The following is a 17,035-nucleotide window of genomic DNA, read 5'->3' as shown; positions in this document are numbered from 1 at the left end:
TATTAAATTATACCACAAAAAAGCGTCTACGACGCATTTCAAGTTAGATATGAAAATTTGAATCTTAGGAAACTAGACAAACTTTGCAATCCATTAGCAGCTGATTTTACTATATGTCCCTATGGTTCTCTCGAAGTATATCAATAATTTTACTGTATTTCTATTAAAAAGACTTGTTTATTCTACAAGTCTTTTTTCCAAAAATTAATTTTTTTATTGCCTACTTCTACTTCGACTAATGTGTATCCACCTTGTTTTCGTGATTTCATTTTCTTCATTAGTTCTATTCTTTCATTATCAGTAATCTTTTGTAACAAATGTTGATCATTATTCTTTTCTCGTTCTTTACTATTTATTCTATCTAATTCAACCTGTTTCATTTCTAATTCTTCAACTTGTTCCTCTAATGTATTCATTTTAGTTTCAATTTCATTAGAATCTTGTTGTATATTGTCAGTAGTTAGAATTTCTCTATTATAGTTTGGATTTTCTTTTATCTTACCATCAACAATAATAAATTGGTGTACAGTATCAATCATATCTTGATTATTATATGACTCATCCATAACAAACTGATCTGTATTAATTGCTCCAATTGTAGTTTGTTCTTGTATACCATTAGAGTTATCAAACTGTTCAGTACCTATATTTTCATTTTCTTTAATGTATTCAACGTTTGTTTGGTCAATTGTATTTTCATTTATTTCTTCTTCTTGTACCTTTATTTCTTCTTGTAACTCTACTTCCTCTTGTATCTTTGCTTCCTCTTGTACCTTTGCTTCCTCTTGTACCTTTGTTTCCTCTTGTATCTTTGCTTCCTCTGGTATCTTTGTTTCCTCTTGTACCTTTGCTTCCTCTTGTACCTTTGCTTCCTCTTGTACCTTTGCTTCCTCTTGTACCTTTGTTTCCTCTTGTATCTTTGCTTCCTCTGGTATCTTTGTTTCCTCTTGTACCTTGATTTCCTCATACTCTTTAATTAATTGGTTCACTTCTTTGTCTAATTCCTGTTTTACATGATATTTTTCAGATATATTCTTTTTATCAAAATTATGCTCATTTTCTTCTACATCTTTTTCGTTTATCTTAGATAAATTTAGTACTATAGTCTCTTCTTGTGTATCGTGGTGATCTAGTGATGAATTAGATTTTAAATACGCTTCGTCCATATAATCTACACTTTTAAAGGATTCAGATATATTTTGTGTATGGTAATTTTCTAACTCCACATTATCTATCTCTTCTATTTCTTCTTCATGTTTTATCATAGCAGATTGAACTAGACCCATCATTCCTAAGTACATTATAAAATCGCCAACACTGTATATACTACTAAAAAAATTTAGAGCTTGTGGAAATTTTACTGGTAATATATCTGCTAGAAACCACAGTAATGCACCTGATTGCAATACTTGATGAGTACCTGTTCTAGAGTTTAGTAGATTATCTATTGCATCAACATCCATACCTACTACAGTTGCGGCATCCAATGATATAGGCATTTTCCCACCATTTAAGAAAATCACCATAAAATTTAAGATAACACCAAATGTAATAAATATAAACCATTTTCTATCAAAATTTCCCATCAATCCTGCGAATAATATAATATAGCTCACAAAGTGTAACAGGATATCATAGATTTTTATAAACTCAATATCAAATCTATATCCTAAATAAATACCTATCTGAATTATAAAAGCAAATACTAATAGTGGAAATAATTTAATTTCTAAATTAGCAAGGTTTTTGAGTCTACCTTTTCTAATGTAACCAATGATAATGGCGAGAATTAATAAACCAATCGTCATAATGCAAACCTACCTTTTTCATATAATTCTAAAAATATGCCCACCAGTTTGGGATCTAATTTTTTACCTGACTCACTTTTTATTATATCAATGGCTTCTTCATTTGTCATTGCTTTTCTATAAGGTCGGTCTGTAGTGATTGCATCAAAGATATCTACGACTGTAATAATTTTAGATTCTAATAGTATTTCCTCATTCGTTAATCCCTTAGGATATCCTGTACCGTCATAATATTCATGATGGGCTTCTATTATTTTAGTCGCTTTAGTTAAAAAACTTACGTTTCCTAGAATATGTACACCTTTGCTTGGATGTTCTTTAATCTGATTAAACTCATCTACTGACAATTTACCCGGTTTATTTAAGATTTGATCATCTATTCCGATTTTTCCTATATCATGAAAAATAGCAGCATACTGTAACTGCTGCAAATCTACTTTAGATATTCCTATAGCATCGGCTAAAATAAGAGCATATTTTTCTACTCTTTCAGAATGACCCTTTGTATAGGAATCTTTTTCATCGAGAGCTGAAGATAGAGCTTTAATAGTAGATAAATAGTTTTCTTTCATATCATAAACTAATTTGAACGAATATCTAATAAGCATGTATGGGAAAAAAAGAACTACAACCATCTCAATTCCAACACTAATATACGATATCACTATTATAATACTTAAAGTGACTATACCTAAATAATTTGGTATTATATCTTTATAACTTTCTTTTAATATCTCTACTAAATCATAATTTGTAGTTAACCTTATAAAATAACAAATAATTAAAATATCTATTACTAAGTACAGTAAGGCTGCAATAAACATATATAATATTGATTGACTAGTAAATTTCAATCCTCCATTAAAATAAACAAAAAATAAAGAAGATATACCACTACTAATCACATATCCATTTAAATTACCTAATGTCTTATACCATTCAATATTAAACACATGCTTTTTCTTACCATCTATTACGTAGACTGATAATAAGATGCATATAATAGAACATAATACACCAGCGCTAGGACCAAATAGTATAGCTACAGGCAGGAGTATTCCAAATGTTAAAGTTACACCGCTGCTATTTGGAGTAACAATTACAAATGATTCTGTAATACTAGATAATATAATTAATATAAATAAGTCAAGGTTAAATTGTACAGAATAGGATTTGAAAATGAAAAAAGATAATATTATAGAAATAAATGTAAAAAGTAATAATGTCGATTTAGCTTTTACACTAATCTTATTCATAATCAGTCTCCTTATATATTAAGGTCGGTATACCTTATGTTTCTTTGCTATTTATTACTTGTTTATTAAATCCACTTTGCGCCAGCGCCGCCAGCTACAACTAAAGTCATAATAACCAATAATACTTGGATTAATTTAGCTTTCATTTGTAAATGCCCCCTTATTTATATAAATAATGGGACTGTTTCTCGCTATAAAACAATCAATTCCGCTTCGCTTAAAAAATATGTACTGTATACCGACCTTAATGGCATGTTAATTTACTTCTAATACTCTATTCACTGCATCTAGTACAGCTTTTGTTATGGCGCTATTTGTGTCATTTTCTACAACACATTTGCCAATTAATAATTTCTCTGTATTTTTATCTACTAGGTATATACCTGAAATGACTACCTGTTTATTAACAAAATCTAAAATCCTGATTTCTTCTACAATAAATCTCATAGCATTATTCAAAAAGAACTCGACAGCTTTTATAGTAGCTTGTCCAACTAATCTATTTGCTTGGGTTGATGAATGTACTCCTTCACTTTCACCAATGTAAAGATTGCCATCGTATTCTAATAATACTTTTGCTTTTCCCGACATATGGTAGCTAGTGTACTCTACAGATTTAATAACTAGCCTAGGGGCATTAAAATTTTCTTCTTCTTCATATACTTGTGCAATACTGATAATTTTATGATCTATTCGCAAATTAAATTTTGCTATTAAGGCAGATTGAATATCTCTTATAATCTGTTTTGCAGACCTGCGATTATTTGCTAAAATATGAACCTCGATAATTTGGTTTTCATTATTGATTACTACTCGAGAATTTAGAACACTTATAATCTTATTTAAAAATCCTTCTATCTCTTCGACTTGAAATGTTTCCATTTACACAACTCCTAATTGAATGTAATTATATATTCATTCCTTTAAGTTATTGCGAATTATACTAGCATATTCACAATGTATATTATAATAATAACATTAAAATCCAACATTTTGGTATAAAAAAGAATATTTTTAAACAAAAATTTAATAAACCAGACAAATTAAGGTAAAGCTTTATTGGCTTTACCTTAATTTGTCTGGTTTATTAATAAAATTTTCGATTCATTAATTTTTTAAAACATTGGTTCAATTAACCCAAAATTCCCATCTTTTCTTTTATAAACTACATTTACTTCATCACTTTCACTGTTTAGAAAAACGAAGAAAGTGTGTCCTATTAGATCCATCTGCAAAGTAGCTTCTTCTGATGACATAGGTTTTATAGCGAATTTTTTAGTTTTAACTATTTTAGTTTCTGATGAACCATTTTTTTCTTTATCAAATGACTCAAATCTTATTGTTGAATCTTTTTGCCTTTTTTCTATTTTTGATTTGTATTTTCGAAGTTGACCTTCTAATTTATCTACTACCTTATCTATAGATGCATACATATCATCAGTAGCTTCTTCTGCTCTTAACAAATTACCATTAAATTGAATCTGTACTTCTAAAATATGTTTGTTTTTTTGAGTACTTAGAGTTGCAGTTGCCTCAACATCGGATTTAAAGTATTTATCAAATTTATTAAGTTTCTTTTCTAACATACCTTTTAATCCTTCTGTTACCTCGATGTTCTTTCCATATATTATTATTCGCATAATAACAACTCCTTCTACCATTTTATTGTTATCTCTTTGATGTTGTATATGTATATTATTATACCCATAAGATATACGTCAAAACAATAGAAATACATAAAAATCAATGAACTACCTGTTTCTCTGTAGTCACCAAACATATGGTATATATTGACTATAAATGAAAATGACTAACTGATAATTAAATTATTATATTTTAAGTAGCCTTAGCTGACCTGGTCTTTGCCCCCACACTCGCCAGCTGGAAGTTTAGCTAGGGTTCGCCTTCACAACTCCTTCTCTCAATTTAAAATTGGCTGGACTTACATCTAAGCCGCACCATGCTCAGTATGCGCTTTTGCCTACCTTACGTGGATCGTTTTGCCTGCGACTAGCATCGACTTTCAACCACAGACCTAAGGCTCTTATAATTATATAGTTAAGCCTATAAACTGTCAACTTGTAATAAAATGAAACTTTATTCAGTTAGTCAAAAAAGCTAATTCAATGGGGTTTCAAGTATATTAGAAAAATTTGAACACTTAACTTTTAGAATTTAAATGATAGCTAAGCAAGAAAGTTCAGTAACTACTTACGTTACTGAACTTTCTTGTAAACGTGCACATTTTGTATTTTTATCATTTTATTGGATATTTTTATTTAATTATTGTATACTACTTTTGTAAAGTTAATAAAGTAAGGATAGCAATAGAAAATAGGAGGGGTTTTTTATGGCATTAGTAAACTCTAATGAGATGTTTAAAAAAGCATATGAGGGAGGTTACGCAGTAGGAGCTTTCAATGTAAATAATATGGAAATTATTCAGGGTATTGTAGCCGCTGCACGACAAGAAAATGCACCTGTAATTTTACAAGTATCTGCTGGGGCAAGAAAGTACGCTAGTCCTATTTATTTGAAGAAATTAGTAGAAGCCGCTATAGAAGAAACTGGACTTGATATCGTTCTTCACTTGGATCATGGTGAGGATTTTGAAATCTGTAAAGCATGTATAGATGATGGTTTTAGTTCTGTAATGATTGATGGTTCAAGATTTTCACTTGATGAAAACATTGCACTCACTAAAAGAGTTGTTGATTACGCCCGAGATAGAGGTGTTAGCGTTGAAGCCGAATTAGGCAAACTTGCAGGAATTGAAGATGCTGTTAACGTATCAGCAAAAGATGCTACCTACACTGATCCAGATGAAGCAGTTGAATTTGTAGAAAGAACTGGTGTAGATTCTTTAGCTATTGCTATTGGTACTAGCCATGGAGCATACAAATTTAGTGGTGATCCATCATTAGACTTTGCAAGATTAGAAACTATTTCATCAAAGCTAAAAGGTTTCCCATTAGTTCTACACGGTTCCTCTTCTGTACCACAAGAATTTATTGATTTAAATAATAAATACGGTGGTAAAATTCCAGGTGCACAAGGTGTTCCAGAGCATATGTTGAATAGAGCTTCTAAAATGGGAGTCTGTAAAATAAATATAGACACAGATTTGAGATTAGCTATGACTGCGTCTATTAGAAGAACATTTACAGAAAATCCAGGTGAGTTTGATCCTAGAAAATATTTATCACCAGCAAGAGATGCTATAAGAGACATGGTAGCTCACAAAATGAAAAATGTATTAGGATGTAGTGGTAAAAAATAAGAAAAAGCCTTCGGGCTTTTTTATCTTATTACCTAGTTACTTTTTTTATATTTTAGTGATGTTGTTTAATACTCTGCGCTTAAGTAACAGGAGGTATTTATGAACTTATATTTAATTAGACATGGCAATACCTATTGGAATACTCTCGGAAAGATTCAAGGGAGTAGGGATATTGTTCTTGATGACAAAGGAATAGAAGAAGCAATGATCTTGAGAAATTATATAAAGAATCTTTCTATAGACATCTTTGTATCAAGTCCACTACAAAGAGCTATTTGCACTACTAAGATATTGAATGTAGATAATCTTCCTTTAATTATAGAAAATAGTTTATCAGAATTAAATTTTGGTGCTTGGGAAGGTATGATATGGAATGATGTTAAAGTGAAATACGAGACTTATATCTCACAAAACACATCTCACGGTTATACAAACCCTCCAAATGGCGATACTTATGACGATGCTTATACTAGGATATCTAATGCAACTAAAAAAATAATTGATATGCCTCATCATAATGTCGCAATCATCACTCATCGGGCAGTAATTCGTTTCATGCTCGGTCACTTGCTTAACGAGAATCTAGAAAATATAAATACATTTGAACTACCAAATACATGTATAGTTAAATTAACAAATAACGATAATCCACAACACTGGTCATTTGAAAGCTTAATACTTTGATTTATGAATTTTGCATTGTCTCTATTGCCTTTCCTCCTAAATAATTAAATTTTCTACCTTGATATGTTTGCCTTATTTCCATTTCTTCTTCTATCATATCTTTTATTTTCCACCAGCTAGTACTCCAATTAACGAATAGAGTGTTCTCCTTTGGTGCTCTACCTATTAATCTCTGAATTGATATATCAGGATTTAAATATTCTAAAAAAATAATTACTCGATTAATATACTCTTCTAACGAGATCATTTCTATTTCATTTTTTATATATAAATCTGCCATTTTAGTATGTTTTTCAATATATAAAGCATGAGATTTTATAGAACTAACTCTAAGAGCTGAAAGAATTTTTGCACTTTCAACTACATCTAAATCATTATCCCATGGTAAATTTAAAATTACGTGTGCACATATATCAAAATTGTATTTCTTAGCCATAAGTACTCCATCTATAAACTCTGCAAGGGTATGACCTCTGTTTATTTTATTCAGTGTGTGATAATTTGGAGTTTGAAGTCCTAATTCTAAAGTTATATCTAATTTAAACTCTTTTGATATATCATTTAAAAAGACTAGATATTCTTCTCTTAAACAATCTGGTCTCGTAGATATAGCTATTCCGACTACATTTTCCTGACAAACTTGCTCAATATAATCTTTAAAGTCTCGTAATGGCAAATATGTATTAGTGAAATTTTGAAAATACGGAATAAACTTTTTAGCCTTGTATTTTCGCGAAATATATTCGACATTTCTAGAAAATTGTTCTTTTGGCGAAATACTTGTAGGTAGATTTTCATAACCTACGGCATTCTCACCACAAAAAATACATCCTCCAGTAGAAATATTACCATCTCTATTAGGACACGAACAAGGTATACTAATTGGAATTTTATAAACCTTTTGCCCATAAATTCCTTTTAATTGAGTTGAATACTTATTATATAATTGCATGACATCAGTCCTTTTTGGGTAATAAATTATTTAAGCATTATAACAAATAATAAAACATTTCAAAGTTACTATGGTTCTTTATTTGTTACTACTAAGTTGATTCTCTTGACTACAGTCAAGATGCCTTTAGGCGTAGCCTAAAAGCATCTTGAACTGTACTATATAATTTTTACTGTTAATGATATATATATATCTACTCAGCATAAGCATTTTGAAGTTCTACCATTTCCTCTTTTTCACTAGTAACACTTAAGACAAATTTGGTATTATACTTATTTTCTATGTTATTGAGGCCACTAAGGAATTCATTAATTTCATCTACATTATCTACTCTACAGATCCTAAGTAGATTATCTATATAAATAGTATCAATATCATAATTTTCAGCTATTAGACCATTTAAAAATCCAAATAATATATCCGATGACGAAATCCTAAACTCATCTGCATTAACATATCTGATAGCTCTGTTTAATTTTTCTCGATATTTTTCCCTATCATTAATAAAGACTACTTCTCCCATGGTTTCATTAATTTTACTATTAGCAATATTAATGATTTTCTTTGTTTTTCCACTGCCCTTTGGACCTGAAATAATTTTAACCATTTTAGCACCTCTTTCGCCTTTTCTTTTATTATATTATGTATTCGTCCACATTACAAACTATGATGAGAGAAATTAATGGAATAAAATAAATTTATCTATTCTCCTAGTAAATAAGAAATTATTATTGCATTTACTTTATGTGGTTCTTCATAAAATATAAAATGACTTGTATTCGGTATTATTTCTAAACTAGAATTTGAAATAGAATTAGCAATCAACTCAGTGTGCTCTTCTTTTATCATATCGTCTTCTCCCGCTAATACTAAAGTTGGTGTTTTAATCCCCTTAAGATTTTCAATTTTGAATTTAGGATTATTTACCATCAAGTTCAATATTTGCAGTTGCTCTTTTGCTCTGTTACTAAATAAAGAGATTGACATATAAAAATAGAATTTTAAAACCGTTGGTATTTGAGCTATTGTTTTTATTCCTCTTGGATATAGGTTTGCACCTGCTATAACAAGTTTTTCTATACGTTGTGGATACTTTAGTGCCAATTGAATGGCAATATTACCACCATCACTAAACCCAATCACATCTGCCCTAGTTATATTTAATTCATTCATAACCTCTATCACATCATTAGCCATAATTGTGATAGATAATTGTTCACTCCCAAATGTTGACTTACCATGCCCTCTACTATCGATAGTTACTACTTTAAAATGTTTTGAACAAGGTTTGATCTGATTATAAAATACGTTCCAATCCTCACCATTACCATGAAGAAAAATAATAGTACGTTGATTCTCACCAAATACTTGATAAAAAATTTTTGCAGTGTTAACTGAAACACATCCTGTATATTTTGGCTTTATCACACTATGCCTCCATTTTCATAATTCCTTTAATTACACAATTAATAACTTATATTATGCTCTCCATCTTTTACCTTATGCAATGATTATACTCTATTTATACATACTATAAACATCAAATAAATACTTTTTAATATTATCAAATATATTAAGATACAAGCAATCGGACTTTTACAGGCACTTAATCCCCCACTTATCTTTTTCTATCGTCTTGAAATATTGAAGTGGGAGTCTTAGTGCCTGTTAATGCGGGATAATTAAAATACATGAAATACCGCCTTAAACCGGATATTTGATAAAAGTTTGTAGAATTGCGCAATAAAATACTATATAATTATAAAATGACAGGAGGGGAGTAAATGTGAGTGAAACTTATTTAAAACATTTTAAAGATGCTATTGCTTATCAGTTAAATGAATTAAATCAACAAATTCCACTTTCGATTAAGGATATTAGCTACCCTATTAGAGCTGACCTTGGTCAGAATATAGATTTAGTATATATGCGTGTTTTTAGGATTGCTCTTCGAGATGCATACGGGTCTAAATTATCCAATTCACTCCTATACGAGGCTGGAAAATCTATGGCTATCAATCACTTTAAAGTTGATAGCGTCCAACAATTAGTGGACTACTTAGATAATTTACTTATTGGCAAAATTAAAATCGTATATCAAGATGAGAGTAAAATTATTCTAGAGGAAGATGAATGCGCCGTGTGCTCAGGATTTCCAAATATTGGCGAGTCACTATGTTCATTCGAGTCTGGTTTTATAGCTGGAGGTTTATCCTCTATTTTAAAAAAAGATGTTAAGGTTACTGAAACTAAGTGTTGGGGCCTAGGTGATGAAATTTGTAGGTTTGAAGCTGAAATCAGAACTGTAGATTCAAAACAGGACGAATCTGTAGATACATTCGATTTAATTGCAAGTTTGGCCTCCAAAGCATCTACGGTCATAGAAGTTAATAAAGAGCTAAACTATAAAAATGAAATATTTAATAAACAATTAGAGTTTGCTCAAAATATCCAGAAGAAAATTATTCCACATAAAGATACTTTTGACTCAAATTATTACAAATTTTATTCATACCTCAAACCATTTAGAAAAGTTGGTGGAGATTTCTATGATTTTTTCAAACTTGAGCATGAAAAAATGGGGATTGCCATAGCTGATATGGCTGGTCACGGCATCGATGCAGCTATGATTACGAGTATGGTTAAATTAATACTAAAACATTGTAGTAAAAGAAAAGGCTTACTTCAAAATCCTAGTAAAGTTATGGAGTACGTCGAAAATGATATACTAGAAGTAATTCCAGATAATTTTTTTAGTATGATTTACATGGTGTTAGATCCCATTCATAATTCTATCTCATACTCTAACGCTGGACATCCTTCTGCTATTTTGTACCGTAAAAACAAAAATATTATTCAATTACTTCACCCTAATTTGCCACTAGTAGGTTTAAGTAAATTTGTGGAAGATTATTCTTTTATTCAACAATCAGTATTATACGAAAATGGAGATCAACTGTTTTTATATACTGATGGAGTACCAGAAACAAGAAATACTAAAGGTCAATTTTATAATACTAATACAATGTTAGATATTATAAGAGACTCACGAGATTTTACTGTAGATGAAGTATGTATTAGAATAATTAATAGCCTAAACGAACATAGAAGTGATAAAGATGAAGATGATGATGTCTGTTTAATTGGAATCCAACTTTAGAAATAATATACTTTATAGATATATGTTAATACCATATCAGTTCTTAATTTAATATGTTTTATATAGTCCCTAGTTCCTCTAGGGCCTATTTTATTTTTATAGCTTCTTAATCATTTCAATATGCAAAATACCTTCTTCTAAAAATTCATCTGAAATTTGTTTGTATCCTAGTCTTTGATAAAAATCTATTGCGTGAACTTGAGCACCTAGTTTTGATTTGCAAATTCCTTTTGCCTTAACTATATTTTCTAGGGATTCTACTACGACCTTCCCTAATCCACTCTTTCGATATTCTTTTAGCACACATACTCTTTGTATTTTTGCTACATCCTTATCTATTCGTACTCTTCCGGCTGCAACTGGTTGCTCTTGATTATATATGACTATATGATCTGATACGTCTTCAAATTGGTCAAGTTCTTTTTCTGGTGATACACCTTGTTCCTCAACAAAAACCTTAGTTCTAATATAAAATGCATCCTTTAAATCTTCCTTATTCACTATGTGCTTAATTTTCATACATCAACCTATAGCCCTTTCTACTCAATAAAAAACCTGTAAACTATGTTTACAGGTTTTTTCAAATGGTTGCGGGGACAGGACTCGAACCTGCGACCTCCGGGTTATGAGCCCGACGAGCTGCCAACTGCTCCACCCCGCGTCGTTTTACAATGTGTTCTTTAGCGTAATATCAATTATAACACATCTAATAATTATGTCAATATAAAATTTATCTTTTTTTAATTAAATATTTATTATATAATAGAATAACGCAAATCTTACTACTGAGTATGAGGTGAAAATGTTGATTCGTTATATAGAAAAAAAGATTTTAAGTAAAAAATTAAATTTAATTAATGAACGAAAAGAATTTGGTTATTTTAGTAGTATTGTTGGTATTGTTGTAAATGTACTTTTGTTTGGAGTTAAGATAATAGTAGGACTTTCATCTAATAGTATTGCTTTAATAGCAGATAGTATTAACAACCTTTCTGATACTGCTACATCTATTATTGGTCTAGTTGGCTTTAAGTTATCTGTAAAACCAGCAGACAAAGAGCATCCCTTTGGACATGGTAGGACTGAATATATATCATCACTAATCGTATCCTTTGTAATAATCTTAATTGGATATGAATTGATTAAAGACTCATACGCTAGGATTGTAACTCCAACAACTCTTAGGTTTGATTGGTTTATACTTCTTATCCTAATTGCAACTATTGTCATTAAACTTTGGTTATCGACATTTTACTTAAAAATGTCTAAAAAGATAGATTCTAAGGTATTAAAAACCGCGTCAATCGACTCTTTAACAGATGTATGGGCTACAAGTTCTGTTTTAATTTCATTTGTAATATTTAATTTTAGTGGTTTAGTTATAGATGGGTATGTGGGAATATTAGTTGCAATATTCATTATTTATAATGGATTAAAATTCATAAAAGAATCTGTAGATATTATTATAGGTTATAAGCCCGATTTTGAACTTATAAAACTACTTGAAGAAAATGTTGAAAGCTATGAAGGCATCATAAATGCACATGATATAATAGTACACGACTATGGTCCTATGTCGAAAATGGCAACAGCTCATGTAGAGATATCTTCAAATCTCTCATTATTAGTTGCTCATGAAATTATAGATCATATTGAGCGAGGAATAAAACAAAAATTTGGTATCACATTATTATTACACTTAGATCCAATAGAAGATACTTGTGAAGTAACCCTTGATATAAAGGAGAGAGTATATACCATTCTTAAAGGAATACATGGGCTAAAATCAATACATGATTTTCGTGTAATTGAAGAGGCTCAAAATTATACTGTGTTTTTCGAGTTAATTGCAGCTGAGGAATTAACTCAAGGATTAAAAGAATGTAAAAAAGAAGTCCATAAAATTTTAGAAAAAGAATTACCATATACTTTTATAATAAATATGAGAAAAGAAAATCGATACATCAACTAGGTATATCTGAGAGCTCAGAGTAAGTACCTACTTGCTATATAATTCCAGTATACAAGAAAAAGAACAAACAGCTATTCTTCTGTTTGTTCTTTTTCTTGTTGTTTCAGTTTTTGAGCTTCTTCATAAGTATAATTATTATATAGGTATGCGTCAATAATATCTCTCGCTATAGGCACGGAATTTCCACTAGTTTGTCCTTGTATTATCATAGATACAACTACAATTTCCGGTTTATCATAAGGTGCAAATCCCATATACCAAGCTGTATTATCAACATTTTTTGATCCATATTGAGCAGTTCCAGTTTTTCCTCCAGTACCTACTCCACTATGATTAAATCCCGTAAATGCAGTACGACCCGTACTATACATAGCAACATCTTTCATACCTTTTTTTATTTCTTCAATGTACTCATCATTTACATCAATCTGATTATATATTTTCTCTTCATGCTGGTAAGTTATTTCACCATTTTGATCTACAGCTTTTTCCACTAAATAATTTTGTCTTCTATATCCACCATTTACTAGAGTAGCTAGGTAGTTGGCTATCTGTATAGGTGTGAAAGAGTTACCTCCTTGACCTATAGAAGCATTAATCGTATCGGATGACACCCATCTTCCAGATAGTACATATTGACTAATTCTATGGAGATATGCAGATTCTTTAATATTATATTTTGCCATAATATTACTTACTTCTCTATAAACATCTCCGTAAGATGGAAATTCTTTGGGAGTTATATTGCCAGTTAATTCTTTGGCTATTGCATAAGACTTATATACTTCTTGTTCATTACCTTCATCGTTTATAATTACAGATGTGCCTTCTATCCCTACTGTGTTTCTTATATAATCCGAAGTACTATATGTCCATATTTTGATTTTATCGTCCTTTGTTGCTAGGTAACCTGCCGATTCTGCAATCTCTACTCCAGTTCTTGAACCTAATCCAAAATCCTTCGCATACTTTTCAATATTATCAACACCTAAACGATATCCTGTTTCGTAGAAAAACACATTACAGGAATCTTTAATAGCCTCTCTAACAGTTTCTGAACCATGTCTTGCTAAACAGGTAAACTGTGTAAATACAGGATGTACTCCGCTACAGTATATTGTAGAAGTCTTAGTGATTACTTTTTCTTGTAACCCAGCTGCCGACATAAGCGGTTTAAAAACAGAACCAGGTTGTATAGCAGTTAGTGTAGCGTTATTGTACAATGGTTTTGGAAAAAGTGGGTCATCTACTAATATATTGAGTTTATTCCAATCCTCAGTTTTAATTCCATTGACAAATAAGTTTGGATTATAATCTGGGTAGCTTGCCATAGCTAGGACCGCTCCAGTATTAACATCAATTACAACTACTGCCCCAGACTCGGCTTTTTTCGCCTTACCTTTTTGTATATTTTTTATTTGATTTACTAATGATTCTTCTGCAACTCTTTGCAGATCATAATCTATTGTTAGATGCACATTGTCACCTGATACTGGATTAATTACTTCACTAGTTGGGTCATTTTGTGGTCTACCTCTATAATCTGCTATCGCAAATCTCTGACCATCCTCACCTTTAAGAAATTCTTCGTATGCTGCCTCAATACCACTTATTCCTTTTAAATCATTCATTCTATACTCGTCTTCCTCAACGTCCCGTTCACTCACTCTACCAATGTAACCAAGAACATGTGAACCTAACTCATTATAAGGATACGTTCTAACAGGATTGGCTGTAATTGTTACTCCTGGCAGTTCATGTATATTAGAATCAATTTCAAATACTGTATCGTGTTTTACATTTTTGGCTAATACGATTGGTTCCCAGGCTCTAAATCCTTGCGCCCTAACTAATTGTTGAAGCACTAAAATCTTTCTACTCTCTACATCGTCAAAATCAGGATCTATATTGTACCTATCTTTCATTTTGTCAAATGATTCTTTTGCAGTTAAGTCGTATTCTTCTTTCTTAAATCCATTGTCTTTTTTCCATTGCAACTCAGAGTTTTCATAGTCAAAAGTTACTTCTCCTTCTACGATTCTAATTGGCAAATTTGTATTCATATGAACACTTTGGATCGCTTGTAGCGCGACCTCATTACTAACTTCTTCCTTAACATTGTAAACTTGTCGTAGGTATTCTAACGAATCAGAAGCAGTTGCATCAGTAGAAATATTATGTTCTTTTTTCCACTTTTTTTCCTCTTGTTCATACACAAATGAAATTTTACCATTATTAATTACTATAGGAAAATTATCATCAAAACTCTCATCATTTTTCTCTAAGATATTGTATAATCTTAACAATACTTTATTTCTCTCTATATTATCTAAGTTACTATGTGTTAACTCAACAGAATATCCTATTTTATTCTTTGCAATTTCATACCCATCACTTGTAAAAATAGAGCCTCTTGGAGCAGTTTCAGTAATTTTTTGAACCATTTTATTTTCTGCTAATTCATTATAGTGATCTCCCTGTGCGATTTGCAATTGTGCAAGCCTAAATATAAACAGGATTATTATCAATGCTAAACAAATAAATAAAAAAGTAAATCTATATTTTTTTTTATTAATTATCATTTATATAAATTAACTCCTTGTATGAGACTTTAATATATATCTTTTTATAAACTTCAATATCAAAGGGTATGCAATTAACATTGTAATTATATTGACAACCCAGTAAATAATATTAAATTGCGTAATATATTCAATAAGAGAGATATTAATCCTTAGTAGATATGTAATCAGATAAATAACTGAGTGGTTTATTATAACCCCTATGGGAAATACACTAATAGGAGCCAATAAACTCTCTTTGAACATGTTTGAACTTATCACACTTATAAGATATGCAGTAACTAAAAAACTCAAAGCATAAATACCAATAATATTTCCAAACATAATATCAAACAACAAACCTATGATAACACCTAATTTATATGAATATTGCTTGCCTAGTATAATTGAGTAACAAATTAACGTAATTAGCACTAGATCAGGATATATTCCATGAAAATTTAAAAACTGAAATACTGTACTTTGAAGAACGAGCTCAATTAATAAAATTAAGCTTAATTTAAGGATACTCAAGCTATCACCTACTATTTAATGATCAAAACTTTATTTACTTTAGATAAATCTACAGAGGGCTCAATTATAATTAATTTTTCTAACTTACCCTCTTGAGTTAATACTTCTTTGACTATTCCTACTACAATATTCTTACGAAATATACCTGTCATTCCTGATGTAACCACAATATCTCCTGGATTAATAAGTGCTTCAAAATCTGCGTAACCCTTTAATCTATTGTTTTCATCACCAGTTACCCGGATATAATCTTTACTCTTTACACTAACACCATTAAACATACTACTAGTATCAATAATAGACAATACCTTGCTTGTACCAGTCGAGACTTCTAGTACTCTTCCAACCAAACCTTCACTAAGTACAACAGTCATATTCTTCTTGACTCCATCACTGCTCCCTTTATCTATTACAAACACACTAAAACCTTTATAAGGATCAATACTAATTACAGAAGAAGGGATATATTCATAATCATTGTTATCAGTTGTGAAGTCTAGTATTTCATGCAATTCGTTATTCTCTACAACTTTCATATCGTAATCTGCTAATTTAACTTGGTTTTCCTTTAATTCTTTCTCTAATTGTTCGTTACGAGCCTTTAATGATGGTAAGCTTACAATAAAATCGTATAAGTTTCTAATATATTGTGATGTCGAGTATAGCACGCGTTCTACTGGAGATGTAACTACTCTGATAGCACCTTCAGGCATTGTTGTATTATCTCGTCCCCCAGAAGTGGCTCCAATACAAAACAACAAAAACAAAACCATAGAGATAATAGTTATGGTTAGTCTATGTTTATTAAACCATTGCAATTGTAAAATA

The 17,035-nt window shown here is 30.4% G+C and carries 15 protein-coding genes and 1 tRNA gene; 4 read left to right on the top strand and 12 right to left on the bottom strand.

The window, feature by feature from the left end:
* Positions 1-182: 182 nt before the first annotated feature.
* The 4 genes from GC105_RS16790 to hpf all read right to left on the bottom strand — a co-directional run bounded on the left by GC105_RS16790 (position 183) and on the right by hpf (position 4,704).
* A complete protein-coding gene (locus GC105_RS16790; RefSeq protein WP_193708270.1) occupies positions 183-1,808 on the bottom strand; it encodes a DUF5317 domain-containing protein in 1,626 nt (541 codons plus the stop codon).
* Positions 1,805-3,064 (bottom strand): HD-GYP domain-containing protein, encoded by a 1,260-nt coding sequence (locus GC105_RS03505; protein WP_152801754.1) that lies wholly within the window; start codon positions 3,062-3,064, stop codon positions 1,805-1,807. The genes GC105_RS16790 and GC105_RS03505 overlap by 4 nt, the downstream gene beginning before the upstream one ends.
* 255 nt (positions 3,065-3,319) lie before the next feature.
* Positions 3,320-3,946, bottom strand: a complete 627-nt coding sequence (locus tag GC105_RS03500) for a hypothetical protein (protein ID WP_152801752.1) — start codon at positions 3,944-3,946, stop codon at positions 3,320-3,322.
* Positions 3,947-4,179: 233 nt separating this feature from the next.
* Entirely contained in the window at positions 4,180-4,704 is a 525-nt protein-coding gene (gene hpf, locus GC105_RS03495; RefSeq protein WP_152801750.1) for a ribosome hibernation-promoting factor, HPF/YfiA family, read from the bottom strand.
* Positions 4,705-5,414: 710 nt separating this feature from the next.
* On the opposite strand from hpf, the gene fba reads away from it, so the two are divergent.
* A complete protein-coding gene (gene fba / locus GC105_RS03490; RefSeq protein ID WP_152801748.1) occupies positions 5,415-6,344 on the top strand; it encodes a class II fructose-1,6-bisphosphate aldolase in 930 nt (309 codons plus the stop codon).
* A 99-nt stretch (positions 6,345-6,443) separates the two neighbouring features.
* The gene (locus GC105_RS03485; protein WP_152801745.1) at positions 6,444-7,028 is read left to right on the top strand and encodes a histidine phosphatase family protein; all 585 of its coding nucleotides are present in this window, start codon (positions 6,444-6,446) and stop codon (positions 7,026-7,028) included.
* A 1-nt stretch (position 7,029) separates the two neighbouring features.
* Here the strand turns inward: GC105_RS03485 and mnmL are convergent, their stop codons facing one another.
* From mnmL to GC105_RS03470, 3 genes are all read right to left on the bottom strand, one after another.
* Positions 7,030-7,980, bottom strand: coding sequence for a tRNA modification radical SAM protein MnmL/YtqA (gene mnmL / locus GC105_RS03480; RefSeq protein WP_152801743.1), 951 nt, complete (start codon positions 7,978-7,980; stop codon positions 7,030-7,032).
* Positions 7,981-8,173: 193 nt separating this feature from the next.
* Positions 8,174-8,587, bottom strand: coding sequence for a hypothetical protein (locus GC105_RS03475; RefSeq protein WP_152801741.1), 414 nt, complete (start codon positions 8,585-8,587; stop codon positions 8,174-8,176).
* A 95-nt stretch (positions 8,588-8,682) separates the two neighbouring features.
* Positions 8,683-9,408, bottom strand: coding sequence for an alpha/beta fold hydrolase (locus GC105_RS03470; RefSeq protein WP_152801739.1), 726 nt, complete (start codon positions 9,406-9,408; stop codon positions 8,683-8,685).
* Positions 9,409-9,766: 358 nt separating this feature from the next.
* On the opposite strand from GC105_RS03470, the gene GC105_RS03465 reads away from it, so the two are divergent.
* The gene (locus GC105_RS03465) at positions 9,767-11,140 is read left to right on the top strand and encodes a SpoIIE family protein phosphatase (RefSeq protein WP_152801737.1); all 1,374 of its coding nucleotides are present in this window, start codon (positions 9,767-9,769) and stop codon (positions 11,138-11,140) included.
* Positions 11,141-11,236: 96 nt separating this feature from the next.
* Here GC105_RS03465 and GC105_RS03460 read toward each other — a convergent pair whose 3' ends face one another.
* Together GC105_RS03460 and GC105_RS03455 are read right to left on the bottom strand one after the other, a co-directional pair.
* Positions 11,237-11,659: a GNAT family N-acetyltransferase gene (locus GC105_RS03460; protein ID WP_152801735.1), complete on the bottom strand. Its 423-nt coding sequence runs from the start codon at positions 11,657-11,659 to the stop codon at positions 11,237-11,239.
* A gap of 66 nt (positions 11,660-11,725) precedes the next feature.
* Positions 11,726-11,801 (bottom strand) — tRNA-Met (locus tag GC105_RS03455).
* 141 nt (positions 11,802-11,942) lie between these two features.
* Here GC105_RS03455 and GC105_RS03450 point away from each other — a divergent pair.
* Entirely contained in the window at positions 11,943-13,112 is a 1,170-nt protein-coding gene (locus GC105_RS03450; protein WP_152801733.1) for a cation diffusion facilitator family transporter, read from the top strand.
* Between the two features lie 71 nt (positions 13,113-13,183).
* Here the strand turns inward: GC105_RS03450 and GC105_RS03445 are convergent, their stop codons facing one another.
* The 3 genes from GC105_RS03445 to mreC are packed head-to-tail and all read right to left on the bottom strand — an operon-like array spanning position 13,184 to position 17,025.
* Complete coding sequence (locus tag GC105_RS03445) at positions 13,184-15,694, bottom strand: penicillin-binding transpeptidase domain-containing protein (protein ID WP_152801731.1); 2,511 nt, start codon at positions 15,692-15,694, stop codon at positions 13,184-13,186.
* Between the two features lie 9 nt (positions 15,695-15,703).
* Complete coding sequence (mreD, locus tag GC105_RS17690; RefSeq protein WP_152801729.1) at positions 15,704-16,207, bottom strand: rod shape-determining protein MreD; 504 nt, start codon at positions 16,205-16,207, stop codon at positions 15,704-15,706.
* A gap of 11 nt (positions 16,208-16,218) precedes the next feature.
* On the bottom strand, positions 16,219-17,025 hold the full coding sequence (mreC, locus tag GC105_RS03435; RefSeq protein ID WP_152801727.1) for a rod shape-determining protein MreC: 807 nt from the start codon (positions 17,023-17,025) through the stop codon (positions 16,219-16,221).
* Positions 17,026-17,035 lie beyond the last annotated feature (10 nt).

It is taken from the genome of Alkalibaculum sporogenes, from assembly GCF_009362815.1.
GTDB lineage: Bacteria > Bacillota > Clostridia > Eubacteriales > Alkalibacteraceae > Alkalibaculum_A > Alkalibaculum_A sporogenes.
This window is presented reverse-complemented; position numbering and strand designations above follow the sequence as displayed.